This is a genomic window from Streptomyces sp. WAC 06738, assembly GCF_003945505.1.
Taxonomy (GTDB): Bacteria; Actinomycetota; Actinomycetes; order Streptomycetales; family Streptomycetaceae; genus Streptomyces.
On record NZ_CP029618.1, the window covers coordinates 2395337 to 2420932 of the forward strand.

The following is a 25596-nucleotide window of genomic DNA, read 5'->3' on the forward strand; positions in this document are numbered from 1 at the left end:
CCGGGCGGGCATGCGAAGGGGCCGGATCCCGGAGGATCCGGCCCCTGTGCCGTGCGGGGCGTCAGCCGTCAGCCGGCGTCCGCCGGCCGGCACCGTTCGGCGCTGCTACGCGCTTCCCGGCGCCGGCCGGAGGGCCGTCGTCAGGCGGCGTCCGCGCCGCCGCTGCCGCGCCGGCGGAGCAGGAAGACGGTCGCACCGCCGACCACGACCAGGCCGATGGCCACACCGGCGATCACCGGGGTGGCACTGCTGCCACCGGTGTTCGCCAGGTCGCCGCCCTCGTCGTCACCGGCGTCGTCGCCGCCGGCGGACCCGCCCGCGGAGGCCGGGCTCGGCTCGCTGGGCGCCGGAGTGTCGTTGCCCGCGGTCTCGCAGTCGAGCACGCCGGTGAACTTCTCGCTGAAGCCGTCGTCACCGTTGATGGTGATCTCGTACGCCTGGTCCTCGGCGACCTCGACCAGCACGGTCTTGGACTCGCCCGGCGCCACGGTGTGGGACTCGCCCGCCAGCTCGAAGGAGAAGGGCTGGTCGCCCTTGTTCTCGGCGGTCACGTCCACGCCGCCCTTGGCGCAGTTCTTGTCGGCGGACAGGGCCGGGATCGGACCCTCGCTCGCCCAGTTCGCGGTGGCCTGCGCGGTGACGGTGGTGTCGCTGGAGCCGGCCAGGATCTGGGTCTGGCTCTTCGCGTGCTCACCGACGCCGGCGAAGGCGCGGCCGACGGGCACCTGGGTGGTGGCCTGGGCGGTCAGCGTCGCCGAGCCGTCCGGGGTACCGGCGGGCACGTCGAGGAAGACCTCGGCGCCGTCGGGGGCGCTGGTCAGCGCCTTGCCGTCGGCGTCTACGACCTTGACGCCCGCGGACTCGGCCTCGGGCGACAGCGAGAGGCTGGCCTCGGCGGCGTCGGTGTTCACCGTGACCGGGCCGAGCTTCTCACCGGACTTGCCGGAGACCGCGGTCGGACCGAGGTTCAGCGAGGGCGCGGGCTCCTCGACGGCCTCGGCACCGGCCTCCAGGTAGTCGGCGAGCTTCTCCGCCTCGGGGTCCTTGGCCTCGACGTTCACCTTGTCGGAGAAGCGCCAGATGGCGATCTGGGTGCCCGCCGCGGCGGTGTTCTCGGTCAGCTCACCCGCGCCGGCCGCCTCCGCGAGCGCGGAGAGGTCGTCCACCTGCGGGTAGGAGTTCTGCAGAATCCAGTTGATCTTCCCCGCGTCGGGGTTGTTCTGCAGCGAGGAGGCGCTCCAGGGCACCTCCTGGTACTTGGCCTCCGGCTGGGTCGGGTTGCCGAAGTCGATGCAGTAGGTCTGGATGGTGCCGCCGTCGTCGACGGCCATCTCGAAGAGACCGGCACCGATCTCCTTGCCGCCGTCGACGATGGCGGTGTCCTTGATCGTGAGCCCGCCCAGGGTGGCGGTGGCCCCGTTGGCCGGCGGCGCGTCCTGCGCCGCCGCGGGAGCGGCACCGGCTATCGCACCGGCAGTGGCCAGGCCCGCGGCGAGCACAGCCGCGGTGAGCCGAGCAGACCGCCGATGCGACGGCCTCCGAACAGAAGTCATGGTCGAAAATCCCCTCCGGGCGGGTTGGTCAAGGCTCGGATTGCCCCCGCCGTAAGAACGCCTTCGCTCCGGGCTCGTCGAGCCGCTCGGAATCCTATGGACTCCCCTCGTCCCGCGAACCTCAAATGCCCCAAGGGAACAGGTTTTTAGAACGCAATCGTTACATGGGGCAACGACTATTTCGGGCAGACCCCAGCGGACCGGCAGAAGTTCTCGCGCCTCAGTCGAACTGATCGTCTCGGAACCGTCACCGTCCGGCGCCCGCGAGGCCGGCCGGCGGCCACGCAACTCCGCTGCCGGGCCCGGGAGTCGGGCCCGGCTGCCGGGCGCCCGGCAGCCGGCTCCGCCCCCGCACCGGGGACCTCTGTTTCCGGGCCCGGCCCGGGTCCCCCGGACCCGGTACGGGCCCTGGCCCGGGGGGGTTCGCGTCAGCCCAAGTCCGGTGTGAGCACCGGCTGTCGGGGCTCCCGGTCCGCCGCGTCCGGTGTACCGGACTCCAGCGCCGGGGTCAGCGCGTCCCGCACCGCGACGTCCAGGTCCGTCCTCGCCGGGTCCGCGAAGGACGGCCTGAGCCGCGAGACCCGGCGGAACGCCGCCGTACCCCAGCCGAGGTCGTGGCCCACCGCCGTCGCGTCGATCGTCGGGTCCGTGCAGCGCACGCCTTCCTTCTCGTACTCCCTGACCCGCAATCGGCCCCGCACCAGCAGCGGTTCACCGATGGACACGGAAGCCGCCACATTGTCCGCCAACTGGCGCCACGCCCAGACCGTAAAGAAATTTGTATATGAATCGCTCCAGCTACCGGTCGCCTGGTCGAACCGCCGCACCGTCGCCGCCAGGCGGAAACGCACCGCGGGCACTCCTGACTGCGTCGTGCGGTAATCCGCGCTCGTGGCCGCATTCCCCACGACGGTCACCATCGTTTCGTTCATCTCCCACGCACCTCCCCCGTCCGGGCACGTCACCTGCCCGCTGACCCACATGCTGCCCGCTCAGCCCCGCCCCCGCGACCCCTGTGGATAACTCCGGACCGGGCCGCGTAGCAGCAGGTCAGGGCCGTGTGCCGCCGCCTGACGCGACGGCGTACTGCTCCCGCACCTCGCGGTAGCGCAGCAGCTCCGCCGCCATCGGCTCCAGCACCCGTGCCCGCCCGCTCGCGGCCGCCGACTCGCGCAGGCGGCGCTCCGCCTCCTCGCCGTACCGCCGCGCCGCGCCGCGCGCCGCGAACCGGCAGGCCAGCGCCAGCCCAGGGCCGGCGGCCGCGGTGACCGCCACGAGGGCCAGGGGCAGCGGCCACGGCACTCCGGCGACGCCGGACAGCGCCGCGACCAGCCACAGGACCGCCAGCGCCTGCGCGCCGAGCAGCCCGCGCTGCACCGCACCCACCACCGACCACCACCGCGGCCGCGGCACGGCCCCGGGCCCATCGGGCCCCGGCGGCTCCGCCCCCGCCTCCGGGTCCGCCGCCTGCCGCGCCAGCCCGTCCGCGAGCCCCTCCGCGCCGCGCACACCCGCCTCGCGCACCGCCTTCGCCCACGGCGCCGGCAACCCGGCGCCCGCCTCGTCCGCCACGGTCCGTACGGCCTGCTCGACCACCGCCCGCGCGGGGACCAGCCCCTGCTGCCCGTCCCGGGGTTCCGGCATCAGCGCGCCGACGTCCGCCGGCCGCCCGTCCGATCCGGGTCGGCTCTGGCGGTCCCCCGCATCGCCTGAGCGAGCCCGTCCCCTGGCCCCGCCCGGCGCCGTACCCGCCCGCCGGCGCCGCCACAGCTCCGCCAGCCGCGCCCCGCACGCCTGTTCCGCCTCGCGGAGCCACCACTGCTCCGCCGCCTGCCCCGTCGCCGCCGCCCCGACCGCCTCCGCGAGCCGGTCCTCGAACTCCGCCCTGACCTGCTCGTCGAGACCGCCCCCGCCGCCTTCGCCGACGTACACCTCGCGCAGCCTCGCCGTCGCCTCGTCCACGTCCGCGGTCAGCCGGCGTTCCGCCGCCCGGCGCTCCGCGATGAACGACACCAGCTCCGCGCGCAGGTCGGCCACGCCCTCGCCGGTGAGCGCGGACAGCGACAGCACGCACGCGCCGGGCTCGCCGTGCTCGCCGAGCGCCAGGCCGTCCTCGTCGAGGAGGCGGCGCAGGTCGTCGAGCACCTGCCCGACGGCGTGCGCGGGCAGCCGGTCGACCTGGTTGAGGACGACGAACATCACCTCGGCGTAGCCGGCCAGCGGTTGCAGGTAGCGCTCGTGGAGCGCCGCGTCCGCGTACTTCTCCGGGTCGACCACCCAGATCACCGCGTCCACGCGGCGCAGCAGGTCTTCCACGCGGCGGCGGTGCTCGTCCACCGCCGAGTCGTGGTCGGGGAGGTCGACCAGGACGAGCCCGCGCAGCCCCAGGTCGTCGCGGAGCGGGCGGGCGGCGCGCGCCGGGAGCCCGAGGCGTTCGAGGAGCAGGGTCGGCGCGTGGTCGCCGGCGCCGCGCCAGGCGCACGCGGCGGGCACGGAGGTGGTGGGCCTGCGCACGCCGACCTCGGAGAGGGGGGCACCGGCGAGCGCGTTGAAGAGGCTGGATTTCCCGCTGCCGGTGGCGCCCGCGATGGCGACGACGGCGTGGTCGAGGGAGAGCCGCTGCCGGTCGGCGGCCTCGTCGAGGACGCGGCCGGCCTCGGCGAGCGTGCGCCCGTCGAGTCGCGTACGGGAGAGGCCGACGAGTTCGCGCAGAGCGTCGAGGCGCCCGCGCAGGGGGCCTTCGGCACGCGGTACGAATCCTCCGGTCGCCCCCGCGTCCGCCCCGTACCCCGCGCGCGCCCCGCCGCGCCCCGGGACCGCGGCACGCGGCACGGCGCCGTCACCGTCGTACGCGCCGCCGCGCCCCGGGCCGTCCGCGCAGTCCCCGTCCTCCCGGCCCGCCCCGGAGCCGCCGTCGCCCGGCCCCGTACCGGAGTCGGCACCGGCGCCGGAACCCGGATCCGCATCGGCGCCCGTACCGAAACCGGCGCCGGTGCCCGGCCGCCCACCGTCCTCCGCACCGGCACCCGCACCGCCGCCGCCCCCTCCGCCGGCCCCGCCGCCGCACCGCCCGCCGGCTCCGGCACCTCCTCCGCCCCTGCGTCCGACCCGCCGTCCGCACCCATCTCCGCGACACCGCCCTCTCGCCCACCGCCATCCGCCGGACCCCCGCGCTCCGCACCGAACCCGGCGCCGGAACGGCCCCCCGTATCCACGTCGGCCGCGGCCCGGTCCCCGGACCCCGCGACCGCACCCCCCGGCTCAGCCACTCCGTCAGCCCGTACACCCCCGTCAGCCCGTACAGCCATGTCGGCCCGAACAGCCCCGGCGGCCCCCACCGCCCCGTCCCCCGCGGCAGTCGTCACCGCCCCGCCGCGGGACCCGGCCGCGTCGCCCGCCTCCCCCTCGACCCCCGGCGCGGACACCGGGACCGGGACCGGCACCGAGTCGCCCACCGCGCCGCCCTCCGCCCGTACCGCCTCCCGGCGCTCCCGCCGCACGCCCCAGCGCGCCGCGCGCCGCGCGATCAACCCGTCGTCCCACATCCCCCGGCCGCGGCCACCGCCCCCGCACCGGCCGCGCCGCGCTCGTCCCCCACCCCACGCGCGTCCCGACGCGCGTCCCCACCCACATCCCCACCGGAGTCATCCGCCCCCGCGACCCCACACAACTCAGCCATCTCACCCGGCCCATCGACCCCACCGGCCCTCGCGACCGGCTCCGCAGCCTCCCCAATTGGAACCGGAACCTCCGCCGACTCGCCGCGCCCCGGCGTCTCCTCCGCGCGCATCGCGCCCACCTCGCCGGACATCTCGCCCACCTCACCCGTCACCCCGCGCACCTCGCCCGTCACGTCGCGCACCTCTTCCGTCACTTCTCCCGCTGCAGCACCGACATGGCCGCGATCAACTGCGCCTGCTGCCCCGACTGCGCCTCCAAGGCGTCGATCGCCGCCAGCCGGCGATCCCGCTCGCCGTCCAGCACCCGCTCGAAGTACGTGCCGAGCAGCCCGCCGCCCCGGCTCCGCAGCCGCAGCCCGTCCTTCGCTCCCAGCAGCGCCGCCAGTTCGTCCGCCGCCCCCTGCCCGTTCTCACCGCCGAGCAGCGCCACCGCCAGCAGCGCCGCGACCTCCTCCGGGTCCGCGTCGCCGGGCCGCTCCGCCGCCCGCAGCGCCTCGTCGGCCAGCTCCTCCAGGCACCGCTGCCAGCGCCGCACGAGCACGCCCACCCGCTCCTGCGCGCCCTCGCCCGCCTCGCCGAACGGCACCGCCGCCGCGCCCGGCTCGCGGCGCAGCTCGGCGGTGAACCGTTCGTCGGCGGCGGCCACCGCGCAGTACAGGACGGCGGCGACGCTGCCGGTCAGGGCGTCGAGGAGGGCGCCGGAGGCACCGGTGAGGGCGCGGTTGCGGTAGTGCGCCAGGGCGTCGCCGGCGAACGCGGCCCCGCCGACGAGGTCGGCGTGCGCCTGCTCCGCGGCCTCCTCGTACGACCGCTCCACGCGGTGCGCCATCCGCGACGACGCCGCGTGCTGCGCGGCGCACGCACCGGCCAGCGACGTGACCCGCGAACGCAGCGACGCCAGCACGCCGTTCGCGGTCCGTACGGCCGCCTCCGCGCGGGCCGCGGGGTCCTGGGCGCGGTGGGCGAGCCACTCGCGCAGCTCCCGCACCGCCGTGGCGGGCAGCAGCCCGCTGCCGCCGCCGGCGGACTCGGGGAGTTCGGGGACGGTGAAGCGCGGCACGTCGCCGAGTCCGGCCTTGCGCAGCAGCGTCGCGTACTGCAGGGAGATCTCACCGGCGACCTGGTGCGGCACCCGGTCGAGCACCGTGACCAGGCTGACGTCGTACTCCTTCGCCGTACGCAGCAGGTGCCAGGGGACCGCGTCCGCGTACCGCGAGGCGGTCGTCACCAGCACCCACACGTCCGCGGCGCACACCAGCTCGGCGGCCAGCTCACGCGCGTGCCCGGCGAGGGAGTCGATGTCGGGGGCGTCGAGGAGGGCGAGCCCGCTGGGGACGTTCTCGTCGACCTCGATCCGCAGCAGCGTCCCGTCGGGCCCGCCGCCGCCCTCGCCGAAGGTCGCCGCCCCGCGGGCACGACCGCGCCGCGTCACACCGTCCGGCGTCAGACCGTCGCGCGCCGGGCCGTGCCGCGGGGGGTACGGGTCACGGATGTCGTACGCACCGGAGGCACCCCTGTTCGCCCCGTACGCCTCTCGCGGACTCCCCCCGTACGCCGCACGGGAACCACCACCCCCGAACGACTGACGCGCCCCGTCGCCGTCCCCCGCATCCCCACCGTCCCCGTACGGCTCGTCGACCTCCTGGGCCTCATACGCGCCGTACGACTCATAGGCTTCGACGCGCCCGTGGGCCCCGTCCTGCCGCGGCATCCACACCCGCGTCAGATGCGGCAGCACCCGCTGCCCGGCGAACCACGACTGGTCGTCGGGGTGGCAGACCAGGACCGGCATCCGCGTCGTGGGCCGCAACACGCCGGACTCGCTGACGCATCTGCCGACAAGCGAATTGACGAGCGTCGACTTTCCTGCCCCCGTCGATCCCCCCACCACCGCGAGCAGCGGCGCGTCCGGCCGGTGCAGCCTGGGCACCAGGTAGTCGTCGAGCTGGGCCAGCAGTTCCGCTCTGCTGCGCCGCGCTCCGTCCGCCCCCGGAAGGGGGAGCGGAAAGCGCGCGGCGGCGACGCACTCGCGGAGCGTGGAGAGTGCGTTCAGCAGGTCAGGCCGTACGTCCGAGGTCACCACATGCGAAGAATGCCCGCTTCCATCCGAATTTGAAAGCGTTTAGCCCCGCAGCGCGCCTTCTTCAACCCGGAAGCTCCCGCCACGCGGGCATAACGACTGCACAACACCACCGGCATCACCCGGAAAAAAGCGGTGCGCGAATCGCACTCGCCTGCGATTATCGGGACGCTTCACTGAACCTCCACAAGGTGGTGCCGGAGTGAAGCTACCGGGTGTGGCTCAACGGAGCCCTATCCTTGACCCCTGGCAAGGTCACGGATCCGCCGAGCCCGGCCACCGTTCCACGCCACACCGGCCCCCGTAGCTCAGCGGATAGAGCAGGCGCCTTCTAAGCGCTTGGTCGCAGGTTCGAGTCCTGCCGGGGGCGCAGGGCTGCCCTCCTCCCCCAGGGAGGGCCCAACCTGCGGACCCCGCCGCCGGTCACCGCGCTCCCTGCGCCTCGCCTCCCCCGATTCGCCGCCCCCATTCCCGGAAGTCGTGCGGCATCCCGCCGGCCCGCCGGGCCGGCCCTCAGCACGGCAGGTGGAACGGGACCGTCGTGATGACGATCTTCGGCAGATGGCGCAGACCCCGCCGCAGCCTGCCCGCCGTGCGGCTGTGCAGGATCTGGTGCCGCCGGTGCCGCGTGACGACCTCCGGGAGGATCACCGTCAGGGTCAGGTCCGGATTGAGCCGGTGGAGGGTTTCGATGTAGTGCACCAGGGGGGCGACGAGGGCGCGGTACGGCGACAGGACGGTCTGGAGCGGGAGGTGGTTGCCCCACAGGCTCCAGTAGGCGCGGAAGCGGCGCTCCTCCTCCTCGGAGACGCTGATGTGGACGGCCAGCACGGGCTGCCCGAGGGAGGCGGCGTACGCGAGCGTGCGCATGCCGGCGAGGTCCATGGTGGCGATGGGGACCACCGACAGGTGGTGGATCTCCCCGGGGATCTCCTCGGTCTCGCGGTCGGCCTGCAGCCCGTCCGCGGTGCGGGCGGCGGGGGCCAGCGGTCCGGCCTCGACGCGCGTGGGGAGGTCGACGGCGTGGGGCCGCAGCCGCAGGGTCTCGCGCGCGGTGACGTAGTGGCGCTTGATGCTCGTGGTCACCAGCAGGAAGAGGGCGATGGCGATGAGCGCGGCCCAGGCCCCCGCGGTGAACTTGCTGATCCCGGCGGTGAGCAGGACCAGCCCGGCCAGTGCGGCACCGGTGGCGTTGAAGACCAGGCTCTTGCGCCAGTGCGGGTCGCGCCGCCGCCACCAGTGCACGACCATGCCGGACTGGGAGAGCGTGAAGGCGAGGAACACGCCGACGGCGTAGAGCGGGATGAGGGCGTTGGTCCTGCCGTCGAAGGCGACGTACACCAGGGCCGCGGCCAGGGACAGCAGCACGATCCCGCCGCTGTACGCCAGCCGGTCGCCGAGCCGCAGGAACATCTTGGGCACGTACTCGTCCCGCGCCAGCAGCGACAGGACGCGGGGGAAGTCGTTGAACGCGGTGTTGGCGGCCAGGAGGAGCACGGCGGCGGTGGCCGCCTGGACGTAGACGTAGAACCACCCGTTCCCGAAGGAGAGATGGGCGAGCTGGGAGAGCACGGTCTCCCTGCTGGTCGGCACCACCCCGGTGAGGTGGATCAGCGCGACGATGCCGACGAACATCGTGATCAGCAGGCCCAGCATCCAGGTCAGGGTGGTACGGGCGTTGCGCCACTCCACCGGCCGGAAGGCGGGGACGGCGTTGGAGATGGCCTCGATTCCGGTCATGGCCGTCGCACCGGAGGAGAAGGCCCTGGCGATCAGCAGCACACCGACGGCCTCGGTGACGGGCACGTGCGGCGCGGGCACCCGGTGGAAGCCTCCGCGCGCCGCGTCGACGAGCCCGTACCCGATCAGGACGAGCATGGCGATGATGAACGCGTAGGTGGGGGCGGCGAAGAGGCTGCCGGCCTGCCGGATGCCCCGCAGGTTCCCGGCGAGGAGCACCATGATCACCAGGACGCCCAGCGGCACCGTCAGCGGCCGCAGCCCCGGCAGCACGGAGGTGACGGCGGCGATCCCGGAGGCGATCGACACCGCGACGGTGAGGATGTAGTCCGTCATCAGCCCGGCCGCGGCGACCAGCCCCGCGACGGGCCCCAGGTTGTCGCCCGCGACGATGTACGAGCCGCCGCCGTGCGGGTAGGCGCGGATCGTCTGGCGGTACGACACGCCCACCGCCAGCATGAGGAAGACGACGATCGCGGCGATGGGCAGCGAGTACGTGAGGCCCGCCGTACCCGCCAGCACCAGCACGGCGAGCATGGCCTCCGGCGCGTACGCCACCGACGACAGCACGTCCGCCGACAGCACCGGCAGCGCGACCAGCTTCCGCATCCGCTCCTTGACGAACGCCGAACTCGCCAGCGGCGCCCCGATGAGCACCCGGCGCACGAGCGAGCCCGCCTCCGCCGGACCGCCGCCCTCCGGCACCGGCACCGCCCGGCCCTCCGCGGCGCGCGCCCGCAGCGGGGTGAGCGGCACCACCCGCCCGAACCACGCGGTGCTCGCCTCCGCCTTCGCCGGGAACGATCCGATGTCCGGCTCCACCGGCAGCGCCTCCCGCCACACCTCGGGGGCCGCCGACACCCGCCCCCAGGCCCTGCCGACCCGCCGCAGCGCCCGGACCTGCTCCTCGCTCAGGCTCGGCAGCACCGCGGCGGGCCCCGGCGGACCCGCCGTGCTGCCGCCCACGCGCCCCGTCGTTCCCGTCACCCGGCAAGCGTGGTCCACCGATCCCGGACGGTGGCTCAGCGACACCGCCCCTTCACCCGGCGTCCCCCGGCGCCCCCGCATCCGGAGCACCGGCGGCCCGCTCACCGCTTGCGCTCCAGCGCGGTGACGAGCCAGCAGACCCCGCCGATCGGTTCGAGCAGCCAGTAACTGAAGATCCGGTAGAGCAGCGTGGCGGCGAACGCCTGGCCGGGGTGGAGCCCGTAGACGACCAGCAGGCCCGTCAGGCTGGCCTCCGCGATGCCCAGCCCGCCGGGGGTGATGCGGGCGCTCACCGGGATCTGCACCAGCGCGAAGGCGAGCAGCAGGCCGCTCCAGGGCACCGGGAGGCCCAGCGCCCACAGGCTGGCCAGCAGACAGGCCGCGTCGAGCAGCCAGTTGAGCAGGGCCAGCGCGGCCGGCGTCAGCCAGGGCCGCAGCCCGGGCCGGACCGTGCGGGCGTGCGCGATGAGGTCCCGGGTCGCCCGGCCGGCCGAGCCGAGGCCCTCGTGCCGGGCCGCGATCCGCTCCCAGCGGCGGCCGAGCGCCTCCCGTACGGCCGGTGAGCGCAGCACGATCAGGCCGGCCAGGGCCAGCAGCGCCAGGACGGCGAGCGCCCACAGCAGAGTCGTGCCCGGCCCCCGGGTCCCGGCCAGGAGCACGCCCAGCACGATCACCACCACCAGGGCCAGCGCGGAGAACACTCCGGAGGCCGCCAGCACCCCCGCCGTCAGCGCCCGGTCCGCGCCCCGGCGCCGGAACTCCCGGTAGAGCCAGGCCGTGCCGAAGGCCGCGCCGCCCGGCAGCGCACCGGCCATCGCGTTCGCCGCCAGCACCAACCGGCCCATCACGGCCGGCGACACCCGCACCCCGCCGACCGCCAGCAGCCACTGCTGCAGCCCGGCCAGGCACGCCAGGCACCCCGCCTGGCACACCAACGCGACCAGCGCCTTGGCCGGGCTCACGTGGGTCAGCAGTTCGAGGGCGCGGCGCAGTTCGCCGCGCTGCGAGACCGCCAGCAGCAGCCCCACCGTGATCAGCCCGGCCGCCGGCACCCACCAGAGCCGGCCGATGCGCGTCCACCGGGTACGCGAGCCCGTACTGCCCGGATTCACGACCGGCACACCGGGACGGTGATCACGTAGCGCACTCGGCCGACGCTATCGCGTGACGACGGCGGGCCGGGCCCGACGTGGCGGGGCGGCTCCCCCGGCCGGCGCGCGGAGGATACGGCTCCCGGCCCGGTGCGCGGTCAGCGCCCGGCCGCGGTACGCGGCCCGCGCCGGCGCCCGTCCGGCCGGATCCCGCCGCGCCCCGTCGGCCAGGTGCCGGGCAGCACCCCCGCCAGTCCGGTGAGCGCGCCCACCACGCCGGGAAGGACGTTCTCCACCCGCACCCCCTCCCCGCCGACGACCGCCCCGGCCTTCCTCCCCCATCAAGGGGCCCGCCGAGGCGTTCATCCGCACGTCAGCGCCCTGCCGCTGGAGCCCGCCCCGGACACCTCACAGGAACTTGTCATCGCTGTGAGGTCGGGCATTGTGGAATTCTCCCGCCCAAGGGTCTGTACATCGCTTCCAAGGAGTAGGTGTCCATGTCCAACGGGCAGTTGAACGTCTGCGTCGTCGGCGCCGGGCCGCGTGGCCTGTCGGTCCTGGAGCGGATCTGCGCCAACGAGCGCAAGTCCCCGTCCCACGGGGAGCTGCGCGTTCACGTCGTCGACCCGCACCCACCGGGGGCGGGCCGGGTGTGGCGCACCGACCAGCCGGATCTGCTGCTCATGAACACCGTCGCCTCCCAGGTCACCGTCTACACCGACGACAGCGTGGAGATGGAGGGGCCGATCGAGGCCGGGCCCAGCCTGTACGAGTGGGCGCGGTCCGTCGTGCGGGGCGACGGGGGCGGCCCCGAGCTGCCGGGCGGTGCTCTGGCCGAGGCGCGCCAGTTGGGGCCCGACGACTATCCGACGCGGGCGTTCTACGGGCACTACCTGGGCGACACCTTCCGCCGGGTGGTGGCGGGCGCCCCCGAGCACGTGACCGTGCTCGTCCACCGGTCCACGGCGATCGCGCTGGACGAGGAGGAGGACGGGGCCGGCCAGTGCCTCGCCCTCGCGGACGGCACCCGCTTACATCACCTCGATGCCGTCGTCCTCGCCCAGGGGCACCTGCCGGCACGCGCCACCGAGAGCGAGAAGGAGCTGGCGCGGGAGGCGGCCGCGTGCGGGCTCGTGCTCGTCACGCCCGTGAACCCGGCCGACGCCGACCTGTCCGGGATCAAGCCGGGGCAGAACGTGGTGCTGCGCGGGCTCGGGCTGAACTTCTTCGACCACCTCGCCCTCCTCACCACCGGCCGCGGCGGCCGGTTCGAGCGCAGCGGCGACCGGCTGGTGTACCGGCCGTCGGGCCGCGAGCCGCGGCTGTTCGCGGGCTCCCGGCGCGGCGTTCCGTACCACGCGCGCGGCCACAACGAGAAGGGCGCGCACGGCCGTTACGAGCCGCGGCTGCTCACCCCCGAGGTCATCGCCCGGCTGCGCGAGCGCGGCGCCGCGGGCCGGCGGGTGTACTTCGCCGTCGACCTGTGGCCGCTGATCGCCAAGGAGGTCGCGAGCGTCTACTACGGCGCCCTCCTCGCGGCGCGGGGCCGGGGAGAGGAGCGGGAGGCGTTCGTCGCGCGGTACCTCGCCGCGCCGACCGCCGAGGTGGAGGCCGCGCTGCTCGACGAGCACCAGATCCCCGCCGCGGACCGCTGGGACTGGGAACGCATCGACCGCCCGTACGCGACACGCGAGTTCGCCAGCCGGGACGAGTTCCGCGACTGGCTGCTCGGGCACCTCGCCGAGGACGTCCGCGAGGCCCGCGAGGGCAACGTCAGCGGGCCGCTCAAGGCGGCGCTCGACGTGCTGCGCGACCTGCGCAACGAGATCCGCCTCGTCGTCGACCACGGCGGTCTGGAAGGCATCTCGTACCGCGACGACCTGCAGAACTGGTACACGCCGCTGAACGCCTACCTGTCCATCGGCCCGCCCGCCTCCCGGATCGAGGAGACCATCGCGCTCGCCAACGCGGGCATCCTGGAGTTCATGGGTCCGGAGCTGCGCGTACGCATCGACCGTACGGGCGCGGAACCGGCGTTCGTCGCCGAGTCGAGCCGGGTCAAGGGCCCGCCGGTGCGGGCCGGGGCGCTCATCGAGGCGCGGCTGCCCGAGCCCGACATCCGGCGCACCGCCGACCCGCTCCTCACCCACCTCCTCGCCACCGGCCAGTGCCGCCCGTACCGCATCTCCAGCGACTCCGGCGCCGACGTGGTGACCGGCGGACTGGCCGTCGGCGAGCGCCCGTACCGGCTGCTCGACGCGGCGGGAATGCTCCACCCCCGCCGCTTCGCCTACGGCGTGCCGACCGAGGCCGTGCACTGGGTGACCGCCGCGGGCATACGCCCCGGGGTGAACTCCGTGACGCTCGGCGACTCCGACGCCATCGCCCGCGCCGTCCTCGCCCTCACCCCCGCGGACGGCCCGCGCCCCCATGCCACCGAGGAGCTTTCGTGACCACCGACCTCGACGCCGGCCTCCTGTCCCCCGTACGGGCCGGCACCCCCGTCGAAGCCGCCGTGTCGGACCGCGCGTGGCTCCAGGCGATGCTGGACGCCGAGGCGGCGCTGGCGCGCGCCCAGGCCCGTACGGGCACCATGCCCGCGACCGCCGCCGCCGCGATCACGGCCGCGGCCCGCGCCGAACTGCTCGACCTGCGCGCGCTCGCCTGCGCCGCCCGCGAGACGGCGAACCCGGTCGTCGGGCTGGTCAAGGCGCTCAGCGGGGTGGTGGCCGAACGCGACCCCGCGGCCGCCGAGTACGTGCACCGGGGCTCGACCAGCCAGGACGTCTTCGACACCGGCGCGATGCTGGTGTGCGACCGGGCGCTGCGCCTCGTCCACGGCGACCTGCTGCGCACCGCGGGCGCCCTGGCCGAGCTGGCGGCCGGCCACCGCGACACGCTGATGGCCGGGCGGACCCTCACCCTGCACGCGGTGCCGACGACGTTCGGGCTGAAGGCCGCCGGCTGGCGGGCGCTGGTGCTGGACGCGGCCGAGCGGCTGGAGCGGGTGCTGGCCGGCGGGCTGCCGGTGGCGCTCGGCGGGGCGGCGGGAACGCTGGCCGGGTACCTGGAGTACGCGGCGCTGGACGGCGCGGGCGCGGAGGACTCCGGCGCCTACGTCGAGCGGCTGACCGCGGCGTTCGCCGACGAGACCGGGCTCGCGCCCGCCACCCTGCCCTGGCACGTGCTGCGCACCCCGATCGCCGACGTCGCGGCCGTCACCGCGGTCGTCGCCGGGGCGCTCGGCAAGATCGCCGTCGACGTGCAGTCCCTCGGCAGGACCGAGGTCGCCGAGGTGGCCGAGCCCGCGGTCGCGGGACGCGGCGGCTCGTCCGCGATGCCGCACAAGCGGAACCCGGTCCTTGCCACCCTGATCCGCAGCGCCTCCCTCCAGGTCCCGGCGCTGGCCGCCGCGGTGACCCAGTGCATGGTCACCGAGGACGAGCGCTCCGCCGGCGCGTGGCACGCCGAGTGGCATCTGCTGCGCGAGTGCCTGCGGCTGGCGGGCGGCGCGGCGCACACCGCCGTCGAACTGGCCGAGGGGCTCCAGGTCAGGCCCGAACGCATGCGCGCCAACATGCGGCTGACGGAGAACCTGGTCACCTCCGAGCGGGTCGCGGCGGTGCTCGCGCCGCTGCTCGGCAAGGCGCGGGCGAAGCAGTTGCTCACCGACGCGGCGGCGGAGTCGGAGCGTACGGGCGCGGGCATGCCGGGGCTCCTCGCGGCCGTGCCCGCGATCGCCGAACACTTCGACGAACCGGCGCTGGCGGCGCTCCTCGACCCCGCTTCCTACACCGGTGCGGCCGGGCCGCTGGTGGACCGGGCGCTCGCGAAGTCCTAACTCCGCTCCGTGGCACGGGACTTGGCGTCGCGTACGCATGCGCGTGCAGGCGCGTCCCGGGCCGCGGGCACCGCCATCACCGGTCCGTACGCGGCGAGTTCGACCCTCCGCGTCATCGCCACTCCCGCCCCTCTTACCCCCTGCGGGCGACAACACTCCAGTCGGGTGCGGTTCGTGACGATACGAAGAGGGTGACCGTCATGGATGAATGCCTCCAATTCGTCTGTCCGCCGTGGTGCAACATGGCCGACTCACCGGAAGACCATTTCGGGGCTCTCGGTGACGACCTGACCCGGGTGCTGCACCTGGGCTGGAATGCCGGGGCGATGTTCCAGGGGCGGGGCGACCCGCGCCAGACAGTGGGGTTCGATGTGGATCTGTGCGCGTACTCGTTGACCGACGGCAGTCCCGGGCGGCCGTTCCTGCGGGTGTCGGACGAGACCGGCAGCGCCAACAACTTCGAGGTGCACGACGTGGCGGCCGCCGCGTTCATGCTCCAGCAGATGGCCGGCGCGGTGCGGAACCTCGCCGGCTTCCTGGAGATGCTCAGCGCGCGCCAGGAGGCCGAGGAGGCGCAGTGGCAGGCCGTCCGGCTGGACGGCGAGGTGCGCCAGGCCGAGCAGCAGCGGGCCAGGGCCGAGGCCGGGCTGCGCCAGGCACAGGAGTACATCGCCGTCCTGGAACGCGAGATGGAGGCGGCGAGCGCGGCGCGGGACACGGCGAACTGGCAGGTGGAGGCGGCCCGCGAGCGGTTGGCGGACGCCGAGCGCACCGCACGGGAGAGCCGCCGGGTCGCGGAGGCCGCCGCGGCCCGCTCGGCCCGGCTGGAGGGCGCGCGCTAGCGCCCCGGGCGGGTCCGCCCCGCCGCCGCGCTACGCCCCCACGTACTCCGCGAGGTGCTCCCCGGTGAGCGTCGAGCGGTCGGCGACCAGGTCGGCCGGCGTGCCCTCGAAGACGACCCGGCCGCCGTCGTGGCCGGCGCCGGGGCCGAGGTCGACGATCCAGTCGGCGTGCGCCATCACGGCCTGGTGGTGCTCGATGACGATGACCGACTTGCCGCCGTCGACCAGCCGGTCGAGCAGTCCGAGCAACTGCTCCACGTCCGCCAGGTGCAGTCCCGTCGTCGGCTCGTCCAGGACGTAGATCCCGCCCTTGTCGCCCATGTGCGTGGCCAGCTTGAGCCGCTGCCGCTCGCCGCCGGACAGGGTGGTCAGCGGCTGACCGATGCTGACGTAGCCGAGGCCGACGTCGGTCAGCCGCCGGAGTATCCGGTGCGCCGCGGGGGTACGGGCCTCGCCCTGGGCGAAGAACTCCTCGGCCTCCGCGACGGGCATGGCCAGCACCTCGCTGATGTCGCGCCCGCCGAAGCGGTAGTCGAGGACGGACGCCTGGAACCTCTTGCCGTCACACTCCTCGCAGGTGGTGGAGACACCGGCCATGATGCCGAGGTCGGTGTAGATCACGCCGGCGCCCTTGCAGGCGGGACAGGCGCCCTCGGAGTTGGCGCTGAAGAGCGCCGGCTTCACGCCGTTGGCGTTCGCGAACGCCTTGCGGATGGGGTCGAGCAGCCCGGTGTACGTCGCCGGGTTGCTGCGGCGGGAGCCGCGGATGGCGCCCTGGTCGACGGAGACCACGCCCGCGCCGGCGGGGAGCGAGGAGTGCACCAGCGAGCTCTTGCCGGAGCCGGCGACGCCGGTGACCACGCAGAGGACGCCGAGGGGGATGTCGACGTCGACGTTCTGGAGGTTGTGCGTGCTTGCACCGCGGATCTCCAGGGCGCCGGTGGCCTTGCGCACGGTGTCCTTGAGCCCGGCGCGGTCGTCGAGGTGGCGGCCGGTGACCGTCCCGGCGGCGCGCAGCCCGTCCACCGTGCCTTCGAAGCAGACCGTGCCCCCGGCGGTGCCGGCGCCGGGACCGAGGTCCACGATGTGGTCGGCGATCGAGATGACCTCCGACTTGTGCTCGACGACCATCACCGTGTTGCCCTTGTCGCGCAGCCGCAGCAGCAGGTCGTTCATCCGCCGGATGTCGTGCGGGTGCAGCCCGGTGGTGGGCTCGTCGAAGACGTAGGTGGTGTCGGTGAGCGAGGAGCCGAGGTGGCGGATCATCTTGGTGCGCTGCGCCTCGCCGCCGGAGAGGGTGCCCGAGGGGCGGTCGAGCGACAGGTAGCCGAGGCCGATCTCCACGAACGAGTCAAGCGTCTCCCGCAGCGTCTTCAGCAGCGGCGCCACGGAGGGCTCGTCCAGTGCGCGAGCCCACTCGGCCAGGTCGTTGATCTGCATGGCGCAGGCGTCGGCGATGCTGATGCCGGCGACCTTGGAGGAGCGGGCGGCCGCGCTGAGCCGGGTGCCCTCGCACTCGGGGCAGGCGGTGAAGGTGGCGATCCGGTCCACGAAGGCCCGGATGTGCGGCTGCATCGACTCGCGGTCCTTGGAGAGGAAGGACTTCTGCACCCGCGGGACGAGACCCTCGTAGGTCACGTTCATGCCGCTCACCTTGAGCTTGGTCTGCTCGTGGTGGAGGAAGTCGTGCAGTTCCTTGTCGGTGAACTTGCCGATCGGCTTGTCGGGGTCGAAGAAGCCGGACTCCGCGTAGAGGCGGACCATCCAGCCGCCGGCCTTGTAGCCGGGGATGGTGATCGCGCCCTCGGAGAGCGACTTCGTCTCGTCGTACAGCTCGCTGAGGTCGATGTCGGAGATGCTGCCCATGCCCTCGCAGCGCGGGCACATGCCGCCGGTGCTGGTGAAGGCCACCTTGACCGTCTCCCCCGCGCCGCGGTCGACGGTGACGGCGCCGGTGCCCTGGGCGGAGGCGACGTTGAAGGAGAAGGCGTTCGGCGGGCCGACGTGCGGCTCGCCGAGGCGGCTGAAGAGGATGCGCAGCAGCGCGTTGGCATCGGTGGCGGTGCCGACGGTGGAGCGGGCGTTGGCGCCCATGCGCTCCTGGTCGACGATGATCGCGGTGGTCAGCCCTTCGAGGACGTCCACGTCCGGCCGGGCGAGGGTCGGCATGAAGCCCTGCACGAAGGTGCTGTACGTCTCGTTGATCATCCGCTGCGACTCGGCGGCGATCGTGTCGAAGACCAGCGAGCTCTTCCCCGAGCCGGAGACGCCGGTGAAGACGGTCAGCCGGCGCTTGGGGATCTCCACGTCGACGTTCCGCAGATTGTTCTCGCGCGCTCCGTGCACACGGATCAGGTCGTGGCTGTCGGCGGCGTGCTGCTCGGGCGCCGGCGTGTCCTTCCTGGTGGCCATGCTCGTCTCTCCGTGTGTCAGCGGTCGCGCGGCCCCCTCGGCCGGCGGTCTCCGCCACCCTAGAACCTGCCTCTGACAATCCGCCCGGAGCGCCCGGCCCCGGCGCCCGGCGGCCCGGCCCCGCGGGGATCGGCGGCGGCTGCGGCGGCGCCCGGGAATCCGGGTGACACCCCGGCGGGCGCGGTGACAGGCTCCGCGGGTGACGATCACCGAAGTGCTGCTCATCGGAGGCCGGTCCGGGGTGGGGAAGTCCACCGTCGGCTACGAGGTCTCGGCCCTGCTGCGAGCCGCTGACCTCGGGCACGCGCTGATCGAGGGCGATGCCCTCGATCACCTCCACCCCGCGCCGCCCGGCGACCCGCACCGCGCGCTGGTCACCGAGCGCAACCTCGCGGCGGTCTGGGGCACCTACGCCGCGCTCGGCTGCCGGCGGCTGATCTACACCAACACCGCGTGCGTCCTGGCGAGCGAGAGCGGCCTGTACGCGCGGGCCCTGGGCGAGGGCGCACGGTTCGTACGCGTCCTGCTCACCGCCTCCGACGCCACCGCCCGCGCCCGGCTGGCGGGCCGCGAACAGGGCTCGGAGCTGGCGGAGCAGGTGCGGCGCAGCACGCTCATGGCCCGGCGGCTGGCGGAGAGCTCCGCCGCGGGCACCGTGCGGGTGGGGACGGACGGGCGGGAGGTGGCGGGGATCGCCGCGGAGGTCGTGGCCGCGGCCGGGTGGGCGGACGCGCGGTGAGCCCGGCGGCGTAGCTCCGTCGCGGCGGGTGGCGCGGCAGGGTGTACCGCCGTCGACTTCTGGACGGACGCATTCCGACCTCTTGACGCGAGCATGGCATATCAGTTTAATCACGCCGTGAAATAAGCCTGTCGAGCCGCGAACCCTTCAGCTTCCGAAGGCACGGGCACTCCTCCACGAGAGGGCACACGATGATCCCGTCACCCAGGCTCCACCCCCGCACCCCCCACTCCCCGGGCCGCCGCCTGCCGGCGCTGCTCGCCGCCGTCCTGCTGCTGGCCACCGCCCTCCTCGCGGCCCCCGGGCTCGCCCCGCGGGCCGCCGCGGCCGGCGAGCGCGTCGACGTGTGGCTCACCACCACCTCCGACTCCGGCGGCCGCAACGTCACCCGCGGGCTCCAGCAGCAGTCCCCGCTCGCCTTCGGCCCGGCCGGTGGCGGCGCGGACCAGACGATCCGGGTCGACGAGGGCACCACGTACCAGCAGTTCGAGGGCGGCGGCGCGTCGATCACCGACACCACCGCGTACCTGCTGCGCGGCGGCCCGGTCAGCGCCCAGACCCGCGACGCCGTCATGCGCCGGCTGTTCTCGCCGACCGACGGCATCGGGCTCTCCTTCGTCCGCAACCCGATCGGCGCCTCCGACCTGTCCCGGCCCGGGCACGTCTCGCTCGACGACACCTGCTGCACCCTGGACGACTTCGGCGCCAACGGCTACGACACCAACGTCCGCCTGCTCACCGCCCAGGCCAAGCAGCTCAACCCCGCGCTGCGGGTCAAGGGCGTGCCGTGGAGCGCGCCGGGGTGGATGAAGGACAACGGCCGGATGGACCAGATGGGCTGGCTGAAGTGGGAGTACTACCCCATGTACGCCCAGTACCTGGTCAAGTACGTGCAGAGCTACCAGGCCGCGGGCGTCAAGGTCGACTACCTCTCCGTGCAGAACGAGCCCAACTGCTGCCAGGCGGGCAACCCCACCGCCATGAACTACCCCGGCATGAACTGGAACGCCTCCGGCCTCATCGAGTTCACCAAGAACCACGTCTACCCGGCGTTCCGCGCGGCCGGCCTCACCACCAAGATCCTCGTGCACGACTGGAACTACGGCGACTACGGCCAGATCGGGCAGGCCGTCCTCGCCGACGCCGGGGTGCGGAACGACCCGCTCTTCGGCGGCATCGCGTGGCACGGCTACGCCGGCGATCCGGCGGTCGGCAGCCAGGTGCACCAGCAGTACCCGAACGTCCCGCAGTTCAGCACCGAGCACTCCGGCGGCACCTGGATCGGCAACCAGCACAACGAGGACATGGCCGACATCGTCAACTACACCCGCAACTGGAGCGGCAGCGTGGTCAAGTGGAGCCTCGCGCTCAACCAGGACATGGGCCCGCACAACGGCGGCTGCGGCACCTGCACGGGCCTGGTCACGGTCCAGGAGGGCGGCCCGCGGGCGGGTCAGGTCGACAACACCATCGAGTACTACACCACCGGCCACCTCACCAAGTTCGTCAAGCCCGGCGCCCGGCGCATCTCCTCCACGGCCGGCAGCACGGTGCAGAACGTGGCCTGGCGCAACCCCGACGGCTCCAAGGCCCTGATCGCCCACAACGGGGGCACGTCCGCGCGCTCCGTACGCGTCGACTGGGGCGGCCAGTCCTTCGTCTACTCCCTGCCCGCCCGCACCACCGCCACCTTCACCTGGTCCGGCACCCCCTCCGGCACCGCACCCGGTACGGGTACGGGCACGCTGACCGGCATCGCGGGCAAGTGCCTCGACGTCGCGGGCGGCGCCACCGCGGACGGCACCCCCGTGCAGATCTACGGCTGCAACGGCAGCGCCGCGCAGCGCTGGACCGTGGGCGCGGACGGCACCGTACGGGCGCTCGGCAAGTGCCTGGACGTCGCCGGCGCGGGCACGGCGAACGGCACCGCCGTCCAGCTCTACGGCTGCAACGGCACCGCGGCGCAGCAGTGGTCGTACGATCCCGTGACCCACGACGTCGTGGGGGCGGGCTCGGGGAAGTGCCTCGACGTCACCGGCAACACCTCCGCGGACGGCACGAAGACGCAGATCTGGTCGTGTACGGGCGGCGCCAACCAGAAGTGGACGCTCAACACGGCGTGAACCCCGCCCGCGCGCGCTGCGCGCGTACTGCACCATGGGTCACCGGGGGCGCCGCCCCCGGTGACCGCGTGACGGGCAGGAGGAACGGGTGGGCGGGTCCGACGAACCAACGGCGACGGCCGGCACGGCGGCGACCGCGGCGCGGATGCGGGAGGCCGCGCGGGCGCTGCTATCGGTGCTGGCGCCCGAGCAGGTACGGGAGCTGCGCGCCGGGCCCGCCCGGCTGGACGCGCCGGAGCTGCGCGAGTGGACGTACCTGCCGGGACCCCGACCCGGGCTGTCCACCGAGGAACTGGACGGCAAGCAGCGCGAAGCCGTCGACGCGCTGCTCGCCGCGGCGCACAGCGCGCACGGAGGGCGGCTGGCGGCCGGGGCGATCGAGGTGGAGCGCCACCGCCGCGAGCTGGCCGGCCGCCCCGGGCCCGACCGCTACTGGCTGCGGCTGCTCGGCGACCCGGACGGCGAAGGACCGTGGGGCTGGCGGATGAACGGCCACCACCTGGCCGTACACGTGCTGATCACGCCCGCCTGGCTGCGGGTCACCCCGCACTTCGTCGGCTCGGAGCCCGCGGTCGTCGCCTCGGGACCGCGGGCGGGACGGCTGCTGGGACCCGAGGAGGACCTGGCCCGCGAACTGGTCAGGGACCTGGACACCGCCGCCCGCAGCACGGCGGTCTACTCCGCCGAGCCCCCGGACGACATCCTCACCCGCGCCGACCCCTTCGCCGACCCGGACCTGCTGCCGCCGGGCCTGCCGTACGCGGCCATGACCCCGGCCCAGCGCGCGCTGCTGGAGCGCCTGGTCCGCCGCTACCTGGCGCGGGCACCCGAGGCGTACGCGCGCGCATGCTGGTCGGACACGGTGGCCGGGGGCCTGGAGCGGCTCTCGTTCGCCTGGGCCGGCGGCCTCGCCCCGGGCGACCGGCACTACTACTGCGTGCGCGCCCCGGACTTCCTCATCGAGTACGACAACACCCAGGACGACGGCAACCACGCCCACTCCGTATGGCGCCACACGCGCCACGACTGGGGTCTTGACCTCCTCCGCGCCCACTACGAGAGCGGCCACGGATGAGCGGCCGGAGCCTGCCCCCTTCACCGCGCGCCGCCGCGCCAAGTGGGCGTCAAGTCAGGGGTTAGTCTCGGCCAACCTCCCGGCCCGATCCTGGCCCTTACGGCATCGGCCATGGACCGGTAACGGGGGAACCACTCGATGGACACGTCACCCAGCATCGCGATCGCCTACCACTCGCGCCGCGGCCACACCCACGTGCTGGCGGAGGCCGTCAGGGCCGGCGCCGAGGCGGCGGGCAGCACGGTGGCGATGGTCCTCGTCGAGGAGATGCAGGACGGCGACTGGGAGACGCTGGACGCCGCGGACGCCATCGTGTTCGGGGCGCCGACGCTCATGGGCTCCGCCTCCGGCGCGTTCCACGTCTTCGCCGAGTCGACCAGCACGCGCTGGTCGACGCAGTCCTGGAAGGACAAGATCGGGGCGGGCTTCACGCACTCGTCGTGCAAGGCCGGCGACAAGCACATCACCCTCGGGTACTTCGCGACCCTCGCCGCCCAGCACCAGATGCACTGGGTCAACCTCGGTCTCGCGCCGGGCTGGCACCTCAGCCACGAGAGCGAGAACGACCTCAACCGCCTCGGCTACTTCAACGGCGCCGCCGCCACCACCATGGGCGACCTGGGCACCGACGCCGTGCACAAGGCCGACATCGCGACCGCCGAGCACCTGGGCGCACGGGTCGCGCGGCACACCGCAGTGGTGCTCGCGGGACGGGCGGCGCTGGGCGTCACGTGACGGGCGGGCCGCACCCGCCGCCATTGGTATCTTTGCCTTAAGTAATGGGTACGAGCGGAAGTCACCATGGCCGTAAGTGATTACACGGGGCAGGCCGCACTCACGGCCGTCGACCTGGTCAACAGCCTGGACGTCATCACCGGCAGGGACCGGCTGCGCGACGGCGAGGACGCGGCCGCGCTCCTCGCCCGGCACCACTGGGACGTCGGCCGCGCGGTCTCCGCCGCCGACCTGGAGCGGCTGCGGCGACTGCGCCCGCGACTGCGGTTCGTCTTCGGCGGCACACCCGTGCAGAAGTCCGTCGCCGACCTCAACGCGCTCCTGCGCGACCTGCGCGCGCAGCCCCACCTCACCGACCACGACGGCGCCTGGCACTGGCACTACGCCCGCCCGCGGGCGCCGCTGGGCGAGCGGGTGGCGACGTCGTGCGTGGTCGCGCTGCTGACCGCGATCGCCGACGGCGGCGCGGGGCGGCTGCGGATCTGCGACGGCGCCGACTGCGCCAACGTCTTCGTCGACGCCTCCCGCCCGGGGCTGCGCCGTTACTGCGACACCAAGAGCTGCGGCAACCGCGCCCACGTCACCGCCTACCGGGAGCGCAAGCGCACGCGGAGCGCCGGCTAGCCGCTCCCGCTTCGTACATGAGTTATCAGCTCTTGACCAATGTCAATGAACGGTCCTACGGTCGAGCCATGCCCACTCCGCTGCCGACCCGCCCCCGGCTCATCACCTTCGACACCTACGGCACCCTCATCGACTGGGACGGCGCCCTCCGCGCCCACCTGCGCGCGCTGTTCGCGGCACGGGCGCAGGACACGGACGTCGCCGCCTTCTACCGCCGCTGGTACTACGGCTACGCCCTGCCCGCCGTCCACGGCCGCTTCCTGCCCTACCGCGACCTGCTCGCCACGACCATGGCCGAGGCCCTCGCCGCGGAGGCCGGGATCACCGCGGACGACGCGGAACTGGCCGCGCTCGGCGACGTGATGGCCGAAGCCGACCCCTTCGCCGACAGCGTCGGGACGCTGCGCCTGCTGGGCGCGCACGCTCCGCTGGCCACGATCTCCAACAGCCAGCGCGACATCATCGACGTCAGCGTGCGCAAGCTGGGCGACCCCTTCACGTACGTCTTCACCGGCGAGGCGGTCGGCGCGTACAAGCCGCACCGGGCGCTCTTCGAACTCGTCCTCGGCCGCGCGGGCGTGGAGCCGCACGAGGCGGTGCACGTGGCCCAGTCGCAGTACGTCGACCTGCCGCGCTCCGTACCGATGGGCATCCCGACCGTGTGGATCAACCGGCAGGGCCAGGAACTGCGCCCCACCACCCCCGCGCCCACTGCCCAACTGCCCGACCTGCGCGGCCTGCCGGAGCTGCTGGGCCTGACGGAGGCGGCGTGAGGAGCCCGGAGCCCGCATCCGGGCGTACGCACCGGAAGCCCGGCTACGGCCGCGCCACCGCCGTCCGCCGCCTCCACCTGCCCGAGCGCGCCGGGCGCCTGGGCCTCTCCGTCCGCGAGGCCGACCGCTTCGTGGCCGCCGGGGTGACCGGCGACGTGCTGGACACCACGCACTTCGACACCGTCCGCTTCCCGCCGCCGCCCTGGGCCGCCGAGACGTTCGCCGCCGCGGCGGCGGACGGGGCCCACGCCTACACCCCGTACCGCGGCGCGGCGGCCGTCCGGCGGCCGGTGGCGCGGGAACTGGGCCGCCGCCTCGGCATCCCCGTCGACCCGGACCGCGAACTGCTCCTCACCCCCGGCTCGCAGGCCGGCCTCTTCGCCACCCTCGCCGCGCTCGTCTCCCCGGGCGACACGGTCGCGCTCGTCGATCCCGACTACCTCTTCAGCGAGCGCATCCTGCGGCTCCTCGGCGCGCACGTCCACCACGTGCCGCTGGTCCCGGGCCCGGCCGGCGCGGGACCGCACGACGGCCTCGTACCCGACCTGGACGAGCTCGCCGCGGCGCTGCGCGGCGGCGCCTCCGTCGTGCTGTTCTCGCACCCCAACAACCCGACCGGCGCGGTCTACCCGCCCGAGGTCGTCGCCGGGATCGCCGCGCTCGTGCGCGAGCACGACGCCTTCGCCGTCGTCGACGAGCTGTACGCCCGGCTCGTCTACGACGCCCCGCTCCCCCGTCTGATCGCCGAGCCCGGCATGCGCGGGCGGTGCGCCACCGTCACGGGGCCGTCCAAGACCGAGTCCCTGTCGGGTTACCGCGTCGGCGTCGTCGTCGCGCCCGGAGACGTCGCCGACGGTGCGGAGGACGTGCTCGCCGCGATGTCCCTGCGGGCGCCCGCCTACGCGCAGCACCTGCTGACCCGGTGGCTCCGCGACGACGAGGAGTTCGTCCGGGACCGGCTGGCCGACCTGCGCGCCCTGCGCGAGCAGACGGCGGTGTGGCTGGCGGACGCGGCGGACCTCGGGCTGCGGGCCCGGGGCGGCCCCCGGCCGCCGGGGACCGCGTACCTCTTCGTCGACGCCTCCGCGCTCGGCGTGCCCGACCACGTCCTCGCCGACCGGCTCGTGCGCGAGGCGGGCGTCCTGGTCAGCCCCGGCTACCAGTTCGGGCCGCGCGGCATCGGCTCCTTGCGGGTCTGCTATGCCCGCGACGAGGCGGTGTGGGCGGCCGCCCTCGGCCGGATGACCACGGTGCTGCGCGCGCTCGCGCGCTGATCGCGCCGATTCCGTACCACCGCACCC

Annotated in this window: 18 protein-coding genes and 1 tRNA gene; 11 read left to right on the plus strand and 8 right to left on the minus strand. The window is 74.4% G+C overall.

The annotated features are described in order from the left end of the window. Positions 1 to 140: 140 nt before the first annotated feature. The 4 genes from DMB38_RS10040 to DMB38_RS10055 all read right to left on the minus strand — a co-directional run bounded on the left by DMB38_RS10040 (position 141) and on the right by DMB38_RS10055 (position 7316). Complete coding sequence (locus DMB38_RS10040) at positions 141 to 1553, minus strand: thioester domain-containing protein (protein ID WP_164715955.1); 1413 nt, start codon at positions 1551 to 1553, stop codon at positions 141 to 143. Positions 1554 to 1981: 428 nt separating this feature from the next. Then, on the minus strand, positions 1982 to 2485 hold the full coding sequence (gene ssb, locus DMB38_RS10045; RefSeq protein ID WP_125934876.1) for a single-stranded DNA-binding protein: 504 nt from the start codon (positions 2483 to 2485) through the stop codon (positions 1982 to 1984). A 118-nt stretch (positions 2486 to 2603) separates the two neighbouring features. Beyond that, positions 2604 to 4385 carry a GTPase gene (locus DMB38_RS10050; protein WP_346429502.1) on the minus strand — a complete coding sequence of 594 codons (1782 nt, stop codon included), beginning with the start codon at positions 4383 to 4385 and terminating at the stop codon, positions 2604 to 2606. Between the two features lie 1038 nt (positions 4386 to 5423). Next, complete coding sequence (locus tag DMB38_RS10055) at positions 5424 to 7316, minus strand: GTPase domain-containing protein (protein ID WP_125934877.1); 1893 nt, start codon at positions 7314 to 7316, stop codon at positions 5424 to 5426. Between the two features lie 294 nt (positions 7317 to 7610). On the opposite strand from DMB38_RS10055, the gene DMB38_RS10060 reads away from it, so the two are divergent. Next, positions 7611 to 7683 (plus strand) — tRNA-Arg (locus DMB38_RS10060). A 143-nt stretch (positions 7684 to 7826) separates the two neighbouring features. Here the strand turns inward: DMB38_RS10060 and DMB38_RS10065 are convergent. The 3 genes from DMB38_RS10065 to DMB38_RS36065 form a co-directional block, all read right to left on the minus strand. Then, a complete protein-coding gene (locus DMB38_RS10065; RefSeq protein ID WP_125938931.1) occupies positions 7827 to 9980 on the minus strand; it encodes an APC family permease in 2154 nt (717 codons plus the stop codon). A 161-nt stretch (positions 9981 to 10141) separates the two neighbouring features. Continuing rightward, entirely contained in the window at positions 10142 to 11161 is a 1020-nt protein-coding gene (locus tag DMB38_RS10070) for a YbhN family protein (protein WP_240662092.1), read from the minus strand. A 128-nt stretch (positions 11162 to 11289) separates the two neighbouring features. Continuing rightward, entirely contained in the window at positions 11290 to 11427 is a 138-nt protein-coding gene (locus DMB38_RS36065) for a hypothetical protein (RefSeq protein WP_164715956.1), read from the minus strand. Between the two features lie 201 nt (positions 11428 to 11628). On the opposite strand from DMB38_RS36065, the gene DMB38_RS10075 reads away from it, so the two are divergent. From DMB38_RS10075 to DMB38_RS10085, 3 genes are all read left to right on the plus strand, one after another. Next, positions 11629 to 13584, plus strand: coding sequence for an FAD/NAD(P)-binding protein (locus tag DMB38_RS10075; RefSeq protein WP_125938933.1), 1956 nt, complete (start codon positions 11629 to 11631; stop codon positions 13582 to 13584). Further along, on the plus strand, positions 13581 to 14972 hold the full coding sequence (locus DMB38_RS10080) for a lyase family protein (RefSeq protein WP_125934878.1): 1392 nt from the start codon (positions 13581 to 13583) through the stop codon (positions 14970 to 14972). The genes DMB38_RS10075 and DMB38_RS10080 overlap by 4 nt, the downstream gene beginning before the upstream one ends. 242 nt (positions 14973 to 15214) lie before the next feature. Further along, a complete protein-coding gene (locus DMB38_RS10085) occupies positions 15215 to 15814 on the plus strand; it encodes a tropomyosin (RefSeq protein WP_240662094.1) in 600 nt (199 codons plus the stop codon). Between the two features lie 30 nt (positions 15815 to 15844). Here DMB38_RS10085 and DMB38_RS10090 read toward each other — a convergent pair whose 3' ends face one another. After that, complete coding sequence (locus DMB38_RS10090) at positions 15845 to 18226, minus strand: excinuclease ABC subunit UvrA (protein ID WP_125934879.1); 2382 nt, start codon at positions 18224 to 18226, stop codon at positions 15845 to 15847. A gap of 199 nt (positions 18227 to 18425) precedes the next feature. Here DMB38_RS10090 and DMB38_RS10095 point away from each other — a divergent pair, with 199 nt between their 5' ends. The 7 genes from DMB38_RS10095 (at position 18426) to DMB38_RS10125 (ending at position 25569) form a co-directional block, all read left to right on the plus strand. Beyond that, positions 18426 to 18965: a hypothetical protein gene (locus DMB38_RS10095; RefSeq protein ID WP_125934880.1), complete on the plus strand. Its 540-nt coding sequence runs from the start codon at positions 18426 to 18428 to the stop codon at positions 18963 to 18965. Positions 18966 to 19156: 191 nt separating this feature from the next. Beyond that, positions 19157 to 21088 carry a ricin-type beta-trefoil lectin domain protein gene (locus tag DMB38_RS10100; protein ID WP_125934881.1) on the plus strand — a complete coding sequence of 644 codons (1932 nt, stop codon included), beginning with the start codon at positions 19157 to 19159 and terminating at the stop codon, positions 21086 to 21088. An 88-nt stretch (positions 21089 to 21176) separates the two neighbouring features. After that, positions 21177 to 22163, plus strand: a complete 987-nt coding sequence (locus DMB38_RS10105) for a DUF3500 domain-containing protein (RefSeq protein ID WP_125934882.1) — start codon at positions 21177 to 21179, stop codon at positions 22161 to 22163. Positions 22164 to 22301: 138 nt separating this feature from the next. After that, the gene (locus DMB38_RS10110; RefSeq protein ID WP_125934883.1) at positions 22302 to 22898 is read left to right on the plus strand and encodes a flavodoxin family protein; all 597 of its coding nucleotides are present in this window, start codon (positions 22302 to 22304) and stop codon (positions 22896 to 22898) included. 66 nt (positions 22899 to 22964) lie between these two features. Continuing rightward, a complete protein-coding gene (locus DMB38_RS10115; RefSeq protein WP_047015857.1) occupies positions 22965 to 23522 on the plus strand; it encodes a CGNR zinc finger domain-containing protein in 558 nt (185 codons plus the stop codon). 68 nt (positions 23523 to 23590) lie between these two features. Beyond that, the gene (locus tag DMB38_RS10120) at positions 23591 to 24295 is read left to right on the plus strand and encodes an HAD-IA family hydrolase (protein WP_125934884.1); all 705 of its coding nucleotides are present in this window, start codon (positions 23591 to 23593) and stop codon (positions 24293 to 24295) included. Next, positions 24292 to 25569, plus strand: a complete 1278-nt coding sequence (locus DMB38_RS10125; RefSeq protein WP_125934885.1) for an aminotransferase class I/II-fold pyridoxal phosphate-dependent enzyme — start codon at positions 24292 to 24294, stop codon at positions 25567 to 25569. Before DMB38_RS10120 ends, DMB38_RS10125 begins: the two co-directional genes overlap by 4 nt. The last annotated feature ends 27 nt before the right edge of the window (positions 25570 to 25596 follow it).